Source organism: Nitrospinaceae bacterium, assembly GCA_018669005.1.
Taxonomy (GTDB): domain Bacteria; phylum UBA8248; class UBA8248; order UBA8248; family UBA8248; genus UBA8248.
The window spans coordinates 1-15,797 of the sequence record JABJAL010000067.1; the positions used below are offsets into that span (position 1 = coordinate 1).

The window sequence follows — 15,797 nt, forward strand, 5'->3', positions numbered from 1 at the left end:
GCATCCGCGAGAGCGACTGGAAACCAATGTCCAGCATCGCGCCGTCGCCACCAATGCACCAGAGTTTTTTATGCTCCATGCCTCGCTGATTCCAGCGCGCACGCACGCCCATCGAAACGGCCGGGCTATTCTCGAAAAGAGAATTCGTCCAGGGCACTCGATAGGGATTGTAGGGATAGGTGCTGGTGTAAACTGTGTTACAGCCCGTCGAGGCGACAATACCCATGCCGTCTACGCCGTACTGAAATCCAGTGGCAGCCGTCATCATCCGAAGAGCCGTCGCCTCACCGCAGCCCATGCAACTACCTGCCCCACCCACAAAAATCAGCGAGCGCTCGGTGAGCATCATGTCCGCGAGAAATTTTTCGTTAACATATTCGCTGGGCGTCTCGGGCAAGGATTTGTAAAAGTCCCAACTCGAATTAAATTCTTCAAGATTTTCTTTCGTCTTCGGCATCATGCCTAAAGATTCGTGGGAGCCGCATACTTCAACGCACTCTCCGCAACCTTTGCACTTGGAAGGGTCAACGAAGATGCCGAACATGGCGCCATCGAGACCTTTTTTCTCGGCCTGCTTATGAAACTTGCTGGTCTTTGAGAAGCGCAGGCGCATCGTTTCGCGATCTTTTTCGTCAGGAATCTGGGCCAGCCGGCTTTCAAGCTCTTTCTCGCCGACAGCTATGCCGAGAATTGCCGTATCCGGACACTCGGTCACACAGTCCATACATCCCACACATTTGTCGTTGTAAAATTCTGGAATATCGGGGGCAATATAACTAAAATCGCGAAACGCGCCGGTTCCGGCGGGAACCAAACTACGGGCCATCTGAATATCGGCCTCAATCCCTAGCTCGGCCGAACCGTCGTTATAAGCGCCTACGATGCGCTCGTTAAAATCTCCGATATCTAAGAAAGTCTCGTCCGCTACGCTCCCTGCGCCTTTTTCACTCATCTATTGACTCCTGATACAAGCGGCCCAGCCAATTGCTGGCAGGAGCCGAGTATTTTATCTAGAGAAACCTGGGCTGATTTTTAGCCCACCATTTCCAGTGTACTTGCTGTTTCGATCAACTCTTGGGGAATTTCCTTATTCTCGGTGTAGCCGCGCCGGACACATTCCATGTTGTCCTTGACGACCTGCTCGCCGCGGCGACCGAAGTATTTGCGAATCGATTTCTCAACGCTAGCGAAAACTTCTTCTTCGCTAATGCCTTTTTCTTTAGCGAAGGGTGTGCAGCTAAGGAAGATTCCAAGAAGCACGATGCCCTGCATGCGCTGCTCAAGCGAAGGATCACTAGCGATTTCACGAGCAACCTGAACGGTGTCCATGTAGACGATCCGCGTCTTCCGGGCCCGGATGGCGCTCCTCGCGGACTGGGGAATATTCTCCCATACCGCCTCGGGCTCATTTTCAGGTGTTTGTATGAACACCATTCCGCCTTCGCTGAGCCCCTGAAGCGGGTTTCCGGCATAAAGCGCGTTTACATCATTTAGAGGGATGAACTCGACCTGGCGCAACTCGCAGTGAGTCCGAATCACATCCTCTGCGATAGTCAGGTAGTAGGTGGTCGGCAGGCCTTTTTTCTCAGAGCCGTACTTGGGATAGGCCTGGACATTGAGGCCAAATGTGTCGCCCGCGATGGTGGCGATGACCTTATTCGTCGTAACCGAGCCATATCCGCCGACCGAGTGGCCGCGCATTGAGAACGAGCCGGTCGGACGAAGATCCGGGTCTTCCATGGGTTCGAGGGCGGTGGCGTGGTCGATGCCGATGGAGAAATAACGCTTCCCCTCTCCGCCTTCCATCATGTTGTGCGCCACGGCAATAAGATCGCCAGGCCGAACATCACGGCTGCCAAGACCCGCCGAGGCAGAGAACACGACCGGAATGCGGTCAATAGCAGCGTATCCCTCGCTTCCGATCAAAGCATCCGAGAAAGCCGCTTTTGTCTCGGCTGTCAGCGGATTCGACTGGGCGTTAGGAACATCGAGCCGCTCAAGAATCGTGAACGCCTTTACACCTTTGAGGGCCTCGACCAACTCTGCTCCCGGGAAGGGCCGGAATACCGTAACGTTCACCAAACCAATCTTGACGCCCTGCTCGCGTAAATAATCAACCGTGGCGCAAGCTGTTTCCATGTAGCAGCCCATTCCGACATAGGCGTACTCAGCATCCTCCATCCGGTATGAGTCCACCATGTCATAGCGGCGACCGGTGGCCTCGTAGAATTCATCCATCGCATTTTTCACGATGCCGGGGATTTTGTCGTAAAAATAGCGCTGGGCAATTTTGCCCTTCATATAGGCGTCCTGGTTCTGTACAACGCCACTCATGATGGGATTATCGAAATCCATCAGGTTCGGCGTTTTCTCCCCTGCCGGGCCAATATAGGACTTCATAAACTCGGGCTCGGGAAGGGAGACGTTTTCGACTGTGTGGGTGGTGAGGAAGCCGTCCTGGATGTTGAGAACCGGGGTCTCGCTGTCCTCTGCAACGCGGCGGGCGATCAGGGCAAGATCGCCCGTTTCTTGAGCCGTTCGGGCAAAGAACATCGACCAGCCGCAGTCAGTGACGCCCATCACGTCATCATGGCCCGCGTGGACGTTGAGGCTCTGGGAGGTCAACGCCCGGGCACCGATGTGAAACACCACCGGAAGGCGTTTGCCGCTGATGGTATAGAGAACCTCCTTCATCAAGATGAGGCCCTGTCCCGAGGTGAAGTTTGAAACACGTCCCCCTGCGACGGCATAGCCCTCGCAGGTGCTGGCACTCGAATGCTCACTCTCAAGCTCAAGGAAGAAGAGTTTTTCGCCCCACAAATTTTCCTTCCCGTTGGCCACCTCGGCCTGATAACCCTGCCCCATGGTGGTCGAGCTTGTAATCGGGTAGGCGCAGGCGCCTTGTGTAATATGGGTTTCCACCCAGGCCACCGCACCGGCACCATCAGATGTGGTGGGTATGCCAGGATATGGAAACGCCTTGCCGTTGGTTCCGCTCATAGTACAAAACCCCCTCAGGCAGGCTCGGGCTAAGAAACTGCCAAATGAATGCGGGATATGAACCCCGTAAAATAATCCTTATATGTAGCAACCTCATCCAATATAGGACTATTTCTGAGACCGCCTACTGAAAACCGAAAAAATTTACTGTTGCAAAATCACAAACAACAGAAAAAATTACACCAAAAATAATAGCATGTTTTTTTATTTCGGCGAATTCATGGAATGGGAAAAAGCGTTAAAAATCAATGATTATTCTAGATAATTGCGATGTATACAATATATTTTACTAAATTTTGTTTTTTCTGTACGTTTTATAGTTTTTCAAGTTGATTTCCGGTCCTCATCGGTATCCAATCCCATGGGATCCACAACTTCAGACCCTCCCTTAAGGCCAAATATCTTTTTCATTTTTCTACGAAAATTCGGGGTAAATAGTTTTTGGGCATAAAATTGCCCCGCCGCCCGCTTGTTGATCTGAGCCAGAGTCGGATAGACGTGAATCGTATCCACGACTTCCCGGACGTGAAGCCCTTTTCGCACAGCCAGGGCAAATTCATGGAGAATTTCCCCGGCAGAGGCGCTTACCAAATCTGCACCAACAAGGCGGCCTTTCGAATCACAGATCGCCTTGCAGAATCCCGACTCCTCTCCTGTGATGATCGCCCGATCAACCCTGGACATTGGAAAGCGGAGCACCTGCACCTCACCCAGCTTCTCTCGCGCCTCGGTCTCTGTCATCCCGACATGCGCGGCCTCGGGGCTCGTATATATTGCCCACGGAACAGCATGATAGGACGCTTTTTTCTTCAAAAATGGAAGTGGAATACCAAATGGCTCGCTAAACAACATGTTCCTGAGCGCGATGCCCGCCTCATACTCGGCAACATGGGTGAACTGATAGGCGCCGCGAACGTCTCCCACCGCGTAGATTCGCGGGCTCGACGTACGAAGCCTCTCGTCGGTCTCCACCCCGCGAGGCGAATGCGCCACCCCGGCGGCATTGAGACCGAGGCCCTCAACATTAGGCTTTCGACCAACCGCCACCAAAAGGGCATCGCACGAAAAAGAGCGGCCCCCGTCAGGGGTATCTGCGTCGAGTGAAATTTCGTCACCCCGCTTTTCCACGCGGGTTACTTTCGTCTCAAAATGGAGGCGCAGGCCACTTTCCTCAAGAGCCGCCCGGAGGACTTCAGCCATTTCAGGGTCAAGCCTGGGAAGAAGCTTGGGCATCATCTCGATGACCTCGACCTCGGTGCCGAGCTGTTGAAACGCCTGCGCCAACTCCAGGCCGATAGGCCCCGCACCAAGAACAGCCAGTCGTCTCGGCTGCTCCTTTAAATCAAAAACGGTTTCGTTGGTGAGGTAGGGAACATCCGACAGGCCTGGCACCTCGGGGACAAAGGGAGAGCTTCCGGTGGCGAGAAGAAACCGGCGCGCCCTTATCTGGCGACCAGCCACCTCAAAGGTATCGGGCCCCGTAAATCGGCCCGCACCGAAGATGACTTCGATACCCATCCCCTCGAATCGAGCAGGCGCATCATGCTCTCCGATTTTCGCCTGCGACGCCTTCATTCGCTCCATCACGCGCGGGAAATCGACCTGCACCTCACCCACCTCAACCCCAAACTCACCCATCCGCCGAGCCTGGTCTACCAGCCTCGCCGCGTGAATCAGCCCCTTTGAGGGAACACAACCAAAGTTCAGGCAATCGCCGCCCAAACTTCCCCGTTCAACAATGGCCGCCCGAGCGCCCAGTTGCGCCGCCCCCACCGAGGCCACCAGACCGCCTACTCCACCGCCGATGCAGACAAGATCAAATGTGTCGGGTGACTCGCTCATTTACCCTCTCCTCTGCCCTCGGCGTGTGAAGTGTCACGAAAACTCTTTCCGAAATAGACGAAAAGCGCCGCCATGGCGATGTATCCACCTGCAACACCTGGCGCCCTCGCCCACCCAAAGGGGCTGACAACGCCATCCGGCGTTATTTCCCAGGCGTGTATGACACCGAACCATGTCAAGGCCGCCGCCGTTATGGCCCAGCCAGCAGCGCGTAATGGCCTTCGATCAATGAGCGCCGCAGCCATCGCAGCAAGTATCATCGACGTAAAGATGAAACCACGCTCAAGCGAAATCATTCCCGAAATGTGAAAACCTGCGCTCTCAAGCGCATTCGTGCCCAGCTTGTGAATACTCGTTCCGGCGGCTCGGAGGGCCGTTTGCGTCATCAACAACCCCCAGGCGGCTATGGCTGGGATGAACCCCAGCGCTACAGCCGGGGCATGCTCGGCGGGCGTGGCAGAGAACGCCTGGCCCACCATGATGATTCCTATCCAAAGGAGGATGGCAATCACCGCCTCGTTCGGAATCAGGCTGGCCAGCGTGGCTATGGAGCCCGTCAGACATAAAATCGCCACGGCCACGCCGTTCAGGGTGCTATAGGCCGAGCGTGCGCCCAGCCCCTTCCAGCCGGGATGCCCGATGTAGAGCGTAGTAGGAAAACAGCTACCAAACATCGCGGCCAGAATCGAGCCCGCGCCGTTGACCACAAGCGAGCTTCGCGTATCGAATCGATCGCCCGCCGCCTCGGCGCTCTCAAGATTCATCAAGCTGCCCACCAGCGTCATCAGGCCCATCGGTATCGATATCGCCAGGTAGTCCCACATCAAGGGGCTGATCATCACGCTCGCCAGCGCACCGAGCGAACTGGTCGGCGGCGCCAACCCCACCGGCGTCGGGATTCCCCCGGGAAGACCATAAATCCCCGCCGAGAGTATCGTTCCGGCGGCTACGGCCGCGAGGCCACCGGGCAGGCCAAAGGGAAACCGCATTTTGGCAAAATATTGAAGAAAGATAATGGCAAGGGGCGCCATGGCGACCAGCGGGCGCTCCCAAATCTTGAGGGCGAAATCCATCGAGATGAAAGTCACCGCAATGCCGGCGAGCGCTGATAAAAGTGCGGCACGAGGCGTTACCCGGCGCACCCAGCCCGCCACAAAACTTCCCGCCGTTTCAATAACACCGCTCACGAAGCAGGCGGCGATGCCCGCCCGCCAAGCCGCCTCCGCACTTCCGGTGGCAATCTTCACCGGAAGCATCACAAAAAACACGAAAGCGAAAAGGCTCACCGTGTTGATGCCATAGGGGAGCGCCGTGACATCCTCTCTGCCCTCGCGCTCGGCAAGTCTGCGCGCCTGCCAGGTGTAAAAAAGGTTGCCGCCCAAAATACTCAGCGCCGCCGCCGGGAGCACTTGAGCGAAAATAAGGGAGTCGGAGAAACCCAAAACACCTTTTAACAACGAGACGATCAAAAGAAGCTGGACGATGTTATCCATCCAGAGCCCGAAAAACCCATCGATATCGCCTTTAACGAGCCAGGGAAGACGAGTGCCGCTCATAGAAGCCACCTCAAGTGGGACGGGTGTATGTCTGTACCAATCTCTACACCATGGCAAAAACTTCAAATTTCCTTCAAAATCATATCCCTATCTTAAACCCATCAAAGGAGCTAGGCCATGGAAGCGGTCAAGGTTTACACACGCCACGGTTGATACACCTGTGCGCGAACGAGAGAGTTTCTCTCGGCCAATGGAATTGAAGTCATTAACCGCGACTGCACGAACGATCCCGAGGCGATGGCAGAGCTACGGGTACTTGGCATCAAGGCGCTTCCCGTCTCGGTGCGCGGGGAAGATGTGGTAGTGGGCTACAACGTCGCTGATCTTTGCGAGACCTTCGGGATCGACCCCAAGGCAGGGGGGCCAATGCACCCCGAGAAAATGATGGAAGTGTACCGCTTGGTGTTCGATGCCCTAAAGCGCGCAGTGAACCAGCTTTCACTCGAACAACTCGACTGGATTTCCCCCGGCCGACCGCGCTCAATGCGCCAGCTACTGTGGCACAGCTTCGAGCGCCCGATACTTGGCATGGAGGCATGGGAAGGAGGCGCCTACACCGAGGACATGGTTCGGCGCTACGAGACGCTCTCTCAAAATTATCACACCCAGGCGGACATCTGCGCCTACGGCGATCAGATTGAGCCCGAGCTAGCCGCTTTTTTAGGCAACAGCGATAGGCTCTCGAAAAAAGTGGAGAGCTACATGGGCCCCATTACCGTGCACGAGTTGATCGAGCTTGCGCTCGGACACGCCATCCAGCATCTACGGCAGGCCTACCACTACATGCCGATGATGGGCATCGAGCCGGACAGCCCCCTCGCCCCCGAGCGATACAAGGAAGTCCCCGTGCCCGAGGATTTGTTTTAATTTGCTTGATTTAAAAGCAGATGATTATCAGAACCAGGCTGGAAAATTTTGGTGAGGTGAAAACTTAGTAGCGAATTCAGCGTGTGCGCCGCTTCTGGCGTTTTTCCTCATACATTCTGTAATCGGCGTCATCTATTAAATTCTCAAGGGAGGCGGTGTTATCAGAATCAAATTTTGAGACTCCAATACTGAACGAGATTTTTCGGCCCGCTCTTTTGCGCGCGTTATGGACGTCGAGATTTTCTCTTAGACGCGTGGTGATTTTATCGCCTGCGTCAAGATCATCGGTGCCCTCAAACGCCAGTATCGTAAACTCATCGCCCGCATACCGGCCAATGAGATCCGGGCCACGAACCGTCTTTCGAAGGATGGCGCCCGTTTCGATCAGCGCTTGGTCCCCTTCGAGATGGCCATATTCATCATTAATCCACTTAAGACCGTCCAGGTCGAGGAAGAAAAGCGACATTCCCCATTTTTGACGTTTGGCCAGGTTCAGTTGCCGTTGCGATGCATCGAGGAATCCCCTGCGGTTGAGTAGTCCCGTCAGCGGGTCCACATCCGAGAGGGCGCGAAGCTGTGCCTCCATCTTTGCCCGCTCGGTGATGTCCCGGAGGGAAACAACATAGATTTTCTCCCGACCTAGCTTAGCTTCCGTCGTGCGAATCTCGGCAACTATTTCCTGATGGTCGGATTCGGCGATGCTCACTTCCTGGGGCCGGTTCGTATCTATGGGCAAACCGAATTTCTGGCCCACCATCTCAGCCGACTTGGTGTGGAGTAATTTTTGCGCAGCGGCATTGAGGTAGCGAACCACACCTTTACGATCCACTGCAACAATGCCGTCGGGAGAAGTCTCGACAAGCAACTCCTTCATGCCGCCCATGTTGAGTTCAACCGGCTTCGAGGACTTCTTTTTCGCCGGGCGCTTTACCTTGGCCGCAGATTTCCTCTTCGCTACAGTTTTCCTCTTCGCTACAGTTTTCTTCTTCGCGTTCACCCTTGCGGCCATAAATTCACTTTCCCGAGCTAACCCTTCAATCCCAAGTAAAAGTTCTTAAGAACCAACATATTTCACAAACTTCATAATTTCAATTACTAACCAACCCGTGTCGATTCAATCAAAACCCACACCGAGGTAACTACATGATATTTCAGATACTACATCATTTCAGTCAAGTATGCATCACGGTGAAGTAGCCATACTTTTTTTAATATCTCGCATTAATCCAAACTCTAAAATTAGTTCAGTGGAATCGTCACTATTAGTGTTTCATAATATTGTTCAGTTCGAGCTCGGCCTTCCCATGGTAATGCCCATCGGCACCAGCGGCGTGCGGCGCAAGGCGCTCATCGCTGGAAAAATCGATGCCGCCGTCATGCACGTTGAGTCCGTCTACCAGGCGGCCTCCATGTCCTCGCGAATATCCCCAAGCTCTTGCCGAAGTACCCCTTCTTCTGGATGTCGATCCACAACGACTTTCTTAAGAAGAACCGCAAGGACGTGATTAACCTGATCAAGACCTATATCGACGTGAACCGCTACATTGTGAAACACAAGGCCAAGACACTGGCCGTCGCCAAAAAACACATGAAGGTGAAACCCAAGTATCTCTCCAAGGGCTACGATACCCTTCTCGATCTCAAATCTTGGAGCCAGAACGACGGCGTCACCAAAGAAGCCTTCGATTTCGTCGTGACGGGCGGCCTGGACTACAAGCAACTCATGAAAAAACTATCATCCGATCAGTTCGTGGACACGAGTTTTCAAGACGCCGCCCTCAAGGCGATGGCCGCGTTCCCGAAGATCTTTCCAAGTAAAACGAGCAAGGCGGGGGCCGATTGGGCTCCCCGCCTTGTATTTCTTCATCCACCCGCCATGACACCGACTCGACTGCACGGCCATCTCTGAGCGGATTTTTTTCTATGTTACCGTGAAATTCTTTCCATTTCTCATAAGGAATGGTATGTAGGATATCCCTGTGGACATCGCCGCCTACCAAGAAGCCGACGTCCACCCGAATATCTGGATGCCTACAATTTCCACACCGATTTAAGAATTAAAACGAAAGCGCATATGAAAACTGACTTCATCGTTATCGGCTCGGGAATCGCCGGCCTAAATTTCAGTCTAAAAGCCGCCGAGTTCGGAAACGTCCTTGTCATCACGAAAAAAACGATTCGCCAATCGAACACTAATTATGCACAAGGCGGTATTGCGGCAGTTCTGGACCAATCCGACACGCTCGATTCCCATTATGAGGACACACTAAAAGCGGGTGGCTACCACAACAATAAACGAGCGGTGAAGTTCATGGTTAAAAGGGGCCCTGCCCTGGTGCTGGAACTCTCCGCCCAGGGCGTTCCTTTTCAGCAAACCGGTGAGGCGTTGTCCTTAACGCTCGAAGGCGGCCATTCCACCTCGCGGATCGCCTATGTCGGGGACAAGACGGGGCAGGCCATCGAACAATCGCTGGTGCAAAGGGTACGGCGGCACCCACAAATCACTTTTCAAGAAAATGCCATGGCCATCGATCTCATCGTTAGAGGAAATCGATGTTACGGCGTGCAATATATGAAGGAAAATAAAATACATAACGTTTTCGCCAAAGCCACAATTTTGGCGACGGGCGGACTGGGACAACTCTACCGATATTCGACCAATCCTGCTGTTGCGACTGGCGACGGGGTTGCCATGGCGGCGCGCGCCGGGTGCGAGTTGAAAGACCTGGAATTCATTCAGTTTCATCCCACGGCCCTGGACCTCAAGGACAAACGTTCATTCCTCTTATCTGAGTCCCTGCGCGGCGAGGGCGCTTACCTCAAAAACGCCGAGGGGAGGCGTTTCATGCAAAACATCCATCCCCTAAAAGAACTCGCTCCCAGAGACATTGTTTCGAGAGCGGTTTTTTCTGAGCTTCGCAAAGGCCCGGTCTACCTCGATATAACCCACAAGAAATCCGCCTTCCTCGCGGAACGCTTCCCCATCATCTCCCGGCAGATGAAAACCTACGGCCTTGATCTCTCGCGGGATCTCATACCCGTTTCGCCAGCCACCCATTACAGTTGCGGGGGAGTGAAGGTAAACCTTCAAGGGGAAACATCGCTGAAAAATCTATTCGCCTTCGGAGAGGTGGCCTGCACGGGTGTTCACGGCGCAAATCGTCTGGCCAGTAATTCTCTTCTCGAATCCCTCGTTTTCAGCAACGAAATCCTGAAAACCCTGAAGTGCCTGAAAAGCCCGATACGGGAAGTTTCCACCCCCGAACACAAGCACACCAAAGCGCGGTCAGGCGCAAAAAGAAAGACACAAAATATCATGTGGGACCACGTCGGAATCGTCCGCTCGAAAGCGGGGCTCAGGGAAGCCATCGAGGAGTTGGACCAGCTCGAATCCACCCTGCCCGGGGGCGTCAACCAAGGAATTATCGAGGCACGGAATTTAATCGTTTGCGGTCGCCTCATCGCCCAGGCCGCCCTGAAACGAAAGAAAAGCTTGGGCTGCCATTACCGATTAGACTCCGCTTAAGAAAAACACCCTGAAGGATATGCGAGACTACGCGCATCAACAAAAAAACTAGCCACGGGCTCGCTCGACGGCCATTTGGAAAAATTCCTCAAGCTCGTGCACAGAATCAACATCTTTGTAGAGCAAATGATTCGCGGCGAGAATTTTATTTTTAACTGACTCGCGCAGGACCGGGTCGCACCCGAGCCGCACGGCGATATCGGCGTACTCCTCAAGCGAGCCAGCCACGCAATCGAGCACTCCCATCTTTCGATAGCAGGCATAGGTGAACCGCCCGCGGGCGAATTCACCCGGGCATGTAACCAGCGGGGTGCCGGTCGCCAGGCTCTCAAAAGTGGTCGTTCCTCCGCTTACGTGAATCGAATCGAGAAGCACATCAGAGACGGCAATAAGGTTGAGGAAATCTTTTTTCTTCTGCCGGGGAAGCATCCGCACCCGATCCACTTCGACCGGATTGGCCGCCCGGAGCCGGCTCATCAGGGCCTCGTCCCATTCGGGTCGCCCGCTCTCGATCAGGACGATCACCCCCGCCGGATCACGGCGGAGAATTTCGCCGAATGTGGCGTCGAGATCTGGATGAATCTTATAGAGGGCCTGCGGGCAGGCATAGACATGCTCGGAGGCGGCAAAACCGAAGTGCGCGCGCTCCCTCATCAACTCGGGCATCTCGGGCCATTCGAGATAAAACCCGAGCGACTTGAGGCGCACAAGCTCCTCGCGATAGTGCGCCTCACCTCCCTCGGGCTCGGCCAAATCGCTCGACAGGTAATAGTCCACCTCGGGGTTCGCCGAGGTGTTGCCCAATCCATAAAAAGATGTGCACTGGACCGGCGCCAGCCGGAAGAAAGGAAGAAAATAATTGGCCGGATCCGAACCTACCTCATGATAGAAAAGCAGGTCAAAATTCGCCGCCCGGATTTCGTTCACGGCCTGCTCGAAATTCTGATCGATGATGAGATATTCGAGTTCTTTCACCTCTTTAAAGTGCCCGGAGATGGTGGCGTAGCTCTCGGGCGTGCAAACGATGGAAACCAGGAAGCGACCCGGAGTCATATGGCAGATAACGCCTTTCATCCATATCAAAAACGAGCTGGTGACGGTCGCGACGAAACCGATGTGCGGCCTACCTCCCCCAGAAGGCGGCATCACCCCCGCCGGAGGATACAGATGCGGGAGCTTCTCACTGAAACTACGGGCAAAAAGGTCGGCGTATTTGGATTTCAGGAGAAGATCGTCCCGGCCGCTGTAGGACATGTAAAAAGACAGGGGCCTGCCCCACATGGGAAGATCCTTGGGCCTAATTTCCAGCTTGGCCGGATCATGTAGATCAAGGGCATCGCTCATTGCCTGACGCCGCTCGTCCATTTCCTCTGAGGACATGCATATCGGCGGGAAATAAATATCGACGAGAAGCCGCAACGACTCATTATCCGGCCACCTCGCCAGCGCCTCTTGGAAGATGGCGCTTTCCTCCTCGACTTTTCCGTTGTCGGCATAAATGGCGGCCAGATAGAAATAAGCGTCCTGAAGGTCAGGCTTGATTCCGAGCGCCCGGCGCAAATGATCCTCAGCCGCCTCAGGTTCCTTTTTCAGCCAAAAGACAGCTCCAAGGCCCAAGAGCGCCTCGGCGAAGTCTGGTTTCGCCTCAAGCGCCTTTTGGAACCACCCTTGCGCCTCATCGTGCGCCCCACGCTCGAAAAGCGTTGCCCCAAGGAAAAGCTGCGCCCTCAAATCGTCCGGGCCAAGGCGAAGCGCCTCGCGAAGAGCCTCCTCGGCCCCATCGAGATCACCAGCGTCTTTCAAAATTGCGCCAAGATTAAACCCCGCATCAGTATCTGCCGGGTTAAGGCGCACAGCCTCGCGGAATCCCTCTGCCGCACCGGCAGCATCTCCCAGCGCGAGCAGAACATGGCCCAGCTCTCGATGAGCAGAAGGATGATCAGGTTTAAGCGCAAGCAGCTTCTGGAAACTATCGGCCGCCTCTGAATTCGCGCCCCGCTCTCTATGAACCCGCGCCAAATTCTCGTGGGCATCGGAGTTGTTCGAATCCAGCGCAATGGCGCGAGCAAAGCTCTCTATTGCCTCATCATTTTTTTCCACGGCAAGCAGCGTGGCACCGAGATTCGAATGGTAAACAGCCTGCGAGTCGTTCAATGAAATCGCCTTCGAGATATACGCTACTGCCTCTTCGTGATTGCCCGTCTGAAGGCGAATCATCCCGAGCAAATGAATCGCATCGGATTGATTGGGATTCTGCTCAAGCGCCTCGTGGTAGATGGATTCAGCCTCTTGAAACCTACCCGCCATGTGGTGGCCAATGGCGACTTGCATCATTCTGGGAATATCAAATTGCGGAGACACAGACGGAGAATCAACAGGCGGGCTCGCGGCAGGCGGGGAATTCGCTTCCCGTTCTTTTCGGCGCCTCTTGCGGCGCTCGGCGGCTTTCGAAAAGCGTGCCATCACCAATTCTCCGTTTTCAAAATTGTACCTTCAAAAGAGGTAAAACATCTTTCGATATTTTCGGGCAAAATTCACCGCCGCAGACAATCAACACAACCTTAAAACCGAGGCACCCTATGTCCGCACTTTATCGACAGCCAACTGAAAAAAATCTTCAAGCTCATGCACGGATTCGACATCTTCGTAAATCAGGTGATTGGCAGCGAGAATTTTGTTCCTAATTTCCTCGCGATAGGCAACGTCGCAGCCGAGCCGCACGGCGATTTCAACGTACTCATCAAGAGAGCTGGCGGTGCAATCGAGCACCCCCATCTTGTCGTAAAAAGCATGAGTCGTCCGGCCCCGGGCAAATTCGGATGGCCAGGTAACGATGGGAGTGCCCATAGCCAGGGTCTCGAAAGCAGAGGTCCCACCACTAGTATGTATCGAGTCGAGAAGCACATCAGAGACAGCAATGAGGTTGAGGAAATCCTTATTCTCTTGCCGGGGGAGCATCCGCACGCGCACGGCTTCATCCGGAAAAGCCGCATGGAGCCGCCGCATCAAAATCTCATTCCATTCCGGGTGCCGGCTCTCCAGCAAAACAAGCACACCCGCCGGGTCGCGGCGGAGAATTTCGCCAAATACTTTGTCGAGGTCGGGATGAATCTTATAGAGGGCCTGCGGGCAGGCATAGATATGCTCGGAAACATCAAAACCGAAGTGCGAGCGATCCTTCATCAATTCAGGCCTCTTGGGCCATTCAAGATAAAACCCCAGAGACCTAAGACGCACAAGCTCTTCTCGATAATGTTTTTCGCCCCCCTCGGGCTCCACCAAATCGCTCGATAGGTAATAGTCCACCTCGGGATTCGCCGAGGTGCTGCCTAGCCCGTAAAACGAGGTGCACTGGACCGGCGCCAGCCTGAAGAAGGGTAGAATTGAATTGAGAGGCTCGGTACCTATTTCATGATAAAAAAGCAGATCAAAATTCGCCTCTCGAATTTCATTCACTGCGTGCTCAAAATTATGATCGATGACAAGATATTCGAGCCCTTCAAAATCCTCGAAATTCTCGGCAATCTCTGCACGGTTCATAGCTGTACAAACGATGGAGACACGGAATCGCCCCGGTGTCATATGCCGGATGACGCCTTTCAACCACAACAAAAGTGAATTTGTGACGGTTGCCACGAAACCGATATGGGGAAGCTCTCCATTTCGAGAAGGAACCACGGAACTCCCTGCATAGAAATGTGGGAAATTCTCCTTGAAGCTCCGGGCCAGCAGATCCATGTAAGTTGACTTTAGGCCCAAATCGTCCCGGCCACTAAATCCCATATGAAAAAAATGGGGCCGCCAGAACACGGGAAGAATCTTGGGCCAAATCTTCAATTGGGCCGGATCGTACCTCTCAAGTGCATCTCTCATCGTCCGGCGCCGCTCGTCCATCTCATCGGAGGACATACATATTGGCGGGAAATAGGTATCGACGAGAAGCCTCAACACCGTGTTGTCCGGCCATCTAGCCAGAGCATCGCGGTATACCCCTCTCTCCTCATCAATCATGCCCAATTCCGAATAAACGGCAGCAAGATAGTAATAGACATCCTGAAAATCGGACTTGGCCAAAAGGCTCCGCCGCAGAAATTCCACGGACCCCTCAAGATCTTTCCTCACCCAGCAGATCAGACCCAGGCCGAAGAGCGCCTCGGCGAAATCGGGCTTCGTCTCCAAAACCTTCCGAAACCAATTGCCCGCCTCATCGTACGCCCCTTGCTCGAAAAGAGATGCACCCAGAAACAACTGCGCATTCAAATCATCTGGACGAAGAGCAAGCGCCTCGCGCACAAGTTTTTCCGCCTCTAAGATGTTAGCCTTCGAGCCGAGTTGATAGAGTGAATCGTAATCGGCCGGGTTCAGGCGAACCGCCTCCCGAAATGCCTCTGCCGCGCTGGCTGACTCGCCCAACGCGAGCAGGACATGGCCCAGTTCCCGACAGGCATCGCCAAGATCGGGCTTGAGTCCAATTAATTTTCTAAAACTTGACGCTGCCTCTGCATTCCTCCCCTGTATTCTAAACCCACGGGCGATGTTCAAATGGGCATCGGCGTTGTTCGGGTCCAGCGCAATGGCTCGAGTAAAACGCTCTATCGCCTCATCATTTTTTCCCATAGAGAGAAGCGCGGCGCCGAGATTTGAATGGTAAACAGATTGCGAGTCGTTCAGAGAAATCGCCTTCGAGATATACTCGACAGCCTCCTCATGGTTGCCCGTCTGATGGCGAATCACTCCGAGCAAATGAATCGCATCAGGCAAATCGGGGTGCTGCGCGAGCGCCTGGTGATAGATGGACTCTGCCTCCTGAAACCTACCCGCCATGTGATGGCCGATGGCGGTTTGCATCATTTCGGGAGTATTGGATTGCGGGGGGGGCGGCGGAGAATTTTCAGGTGGGCTCGCGACAGGTGGAGAAACCGCCTCCCGCTCTTTTTGGCGCCTCTTGCGGCGCTCGGCGGCTTTCGAGATGCGTGCCATTGGCAATTCCTTATTCTGAGACCCAC

Annotated in this window: 11 protein-coding genes; 4 read left to right on the forward strand and 7 right to left on the reverse strand. The window is 54.3% G+C overall.

The genetic code is table 11. The features are described from left to right. The 4 genes from HOJ95_08975 to HOJ95_08990 all read right to left on the reverse strand — a co-directional run. Positions 1-952, reverse strand: a 952-nt coding sequence (locus HOJ95_08975; protein MBT6394825.1) for a 4Fe-4S binding protein, incomplete at its 3' end; no start/stop codon positions are given. Between the two features lie 80 nt (positions 953-1,032). Further along, positions 1,033-3,000 carry a pyruvate ferredoxin oxidoreductase gene (locus HOJ95_08980; GenBank protein ID MBT6394826.1) on the reverse strand — a complete coding sequence of 656 codons (1,968 nt, stop codon included), beginning with the start codon at positions 2,998-3,000 and terminating at the stop codon, positions 1,033-1,035. 324 nt (positions 3,001-3,324) lie between these two features. After that, entirely contained in the window at positions 3,325-4,842 is a 1,518-nt protein-coding gene (locus HOJ95_08985) for a mercuric reductase (protein ID MBT6394827.1), read from the reverse strand. Further along, the gene (locus tag HOJ95_08990) at positions 4,839-6,398 is read right to left on the reverse strand and encodes an NCS2 family permease (protein ID MBT6394828.1); all 1,560 of its coding nucleotides are present in this window, start codon (positions 6,396-6,398) and stop codon (positions 4,839-4,841) included. The genes HOJ95_08985 and HOJ95_08990 overlap by 4 nt, the downstream gene beginning before the upstream one ends. Positions 6,399-6,635: 237 nt before the next feature. On the opposite strand from HOJ95_08990, the gene HOJ95_08995 reads away from it, so the two are divergent. Further along, positions 6,636-7,265 (forward strand): hypothetical protein, encoded by a 630-nt coding sequence (locus HOJ95_08995; protein MBT6394829.1) that lies wholly within the window; start codon positions 6,636-6,638, stop codon positions 7,263-7,265. A 76-nt stretch (positions 7,266-7,341) separates the two neighbouring features. Here the strand turns inward: HOJ95_08995 and HOJ95_09000 are convergent, their stop codons facing one another. After that, on the reverse strand, positions 7,342-8,274 hold the full coding sequence (locus HOJ95_09000) for a diguanylate cyclase (GenBank protein ID MBT6394830.1): 933 nt from the start codon (positions 8,272-8,274) through the stop codon (positions 7,342-7,344). Between the two features lie 256 nt (positions 8,275-8,530). Between HOJ95_09000 and HOJ95_09005 the strand changes: the two genes are divergently transcribed. From HOJ95_09005 to nadB, 3 genes are all read left to right on the forward strand, one after another. After that, complete coding sequence (locus HOJ95_09005) at positions 8,531-8,770, forward strand: hypothetical protein (GenBank protein ID MBT6394831.1); 240 nt, start codon at positions 8,531-8,533, stop codon at positions 8,768-8,770. Then, on the forward strand, positions 8,725-9,174 hold the full coding sequence (locus tag HOJ95_09010; GenBank protein ID MBT6394832.1) for a hypothetical protein: 450 nt from the start codon (positions 8,725-8,727) through the stop codon (positions 9,172-9,174). Before HOJ95_09005 ends, HOJ95_09010 begins: the two co-directional genes overlap by 46 nt. Before the next feature lie 165 nt (positions 9,175-9,339). Then, positions 9,340-10,791, forward strand: a complete 1,452-nt coding sequence (gene nadB, locus HOJ95_09015; GenBank protein MBT6394833.1) for an L-aspartate oxidase — start codon at positions 9,340-9,342, stop codon at positions 10,789-10,791. A 48-nt stretch (positions 10,792-10,839) separates the two neighbouring features. Here the strand turns inward: nadB and HOJ95_09020 are convergent, their stop codons facing one another. Together HOJ95_09020 and HOJ95_09025 are read right to left on the reverse strand one after the other, a co-directional pair. Continuing rightward, positions 10,840-13,254 (reverse strand): tetratricopeptide repeat protein, encoded by a 2,415-nt coding sequence (locus HOJ95_09020; GenBank protein MBT6394834.1) that lies wholly within the window; start codon positions 13,252-13,254, stop codon positions 10,840-10,842. Between the two features lie 114 nt (positions 13,255-13,368). Then, positions 13,369-15,771, reverse strand: coding sequence for a tetratricopeptide repeat protein (locus HOJ95_09025; protein ID MBT6394835.1), 2,403 nt, complete (start codon positions 15,769-15,771; stop codon positions 13,369-13,371). Positions 15,772-15,797: the final 26 nt, after the last annotated feature.

Coding starts and splice junctions, on each gene's coding strand:
- HOJ95_08980 (MBT6394826.1), bottom strand. CDS start 3,000: ATGAGCGGAACCAACGGCAAGGCGTTTCCATATCCTGGCATACCCACC.
- HOJ95_08985 (MBT6394827.1), bottom strand. CDS start 4,842: ATGAGCGAGTCACCCGACACATTTGATCTTGTCTGCATCGGCGGTGGA.
- HOJ95_08990 (MBT6394828.1), bottom strand. CDS start 6,398: ATGAGCGGCACTCGTCTTCCCTGGCTCGTTAAAGGCGATATCGATGGG.
- HOJ95_08995 (MBT6394829.1), top strand. CDS start 6,636: ATGGCAGAGCTACGGGTACTTGGCATCAAGGCGCTTCCCGTCTCGGTG.
- HOJ95_09000 (MBT6394830.1), bottom strand. CDS start 8,274: ATGGCCGCAAGGGTGAACGCGAAGAAGAAAACTGTAGCGAAGAGGAAA.
- HOJ95_09010 (MBT6394832.1), top strand. CDS start 8,725: ATGTCGATCCACAACGACTTTCTTAAGAAGAACCGCAAGGACGTGATT.
- nadB (MBT6394833.1), top strand. CDS start 9,340: ATGAAAACTGACTTCATCGTTATCGGCTCGGGAATCGCCGGCCTAAAT.
- HOJ95_09020 (MBT6394834.1), bottom strand. CDS start 13,254: ATGGCACGCTTTTCGAAAGCCGCCGAGCGCCGCAAGAGGCGCCGAAAA.
- HOJ95_09025 (MBT6394835.1), bottom strand. CDS start 15,771: ATGGCACGCATCTCGAAAGCCGCCGAGCGCCGCAAGAGGCGCCAAAAA.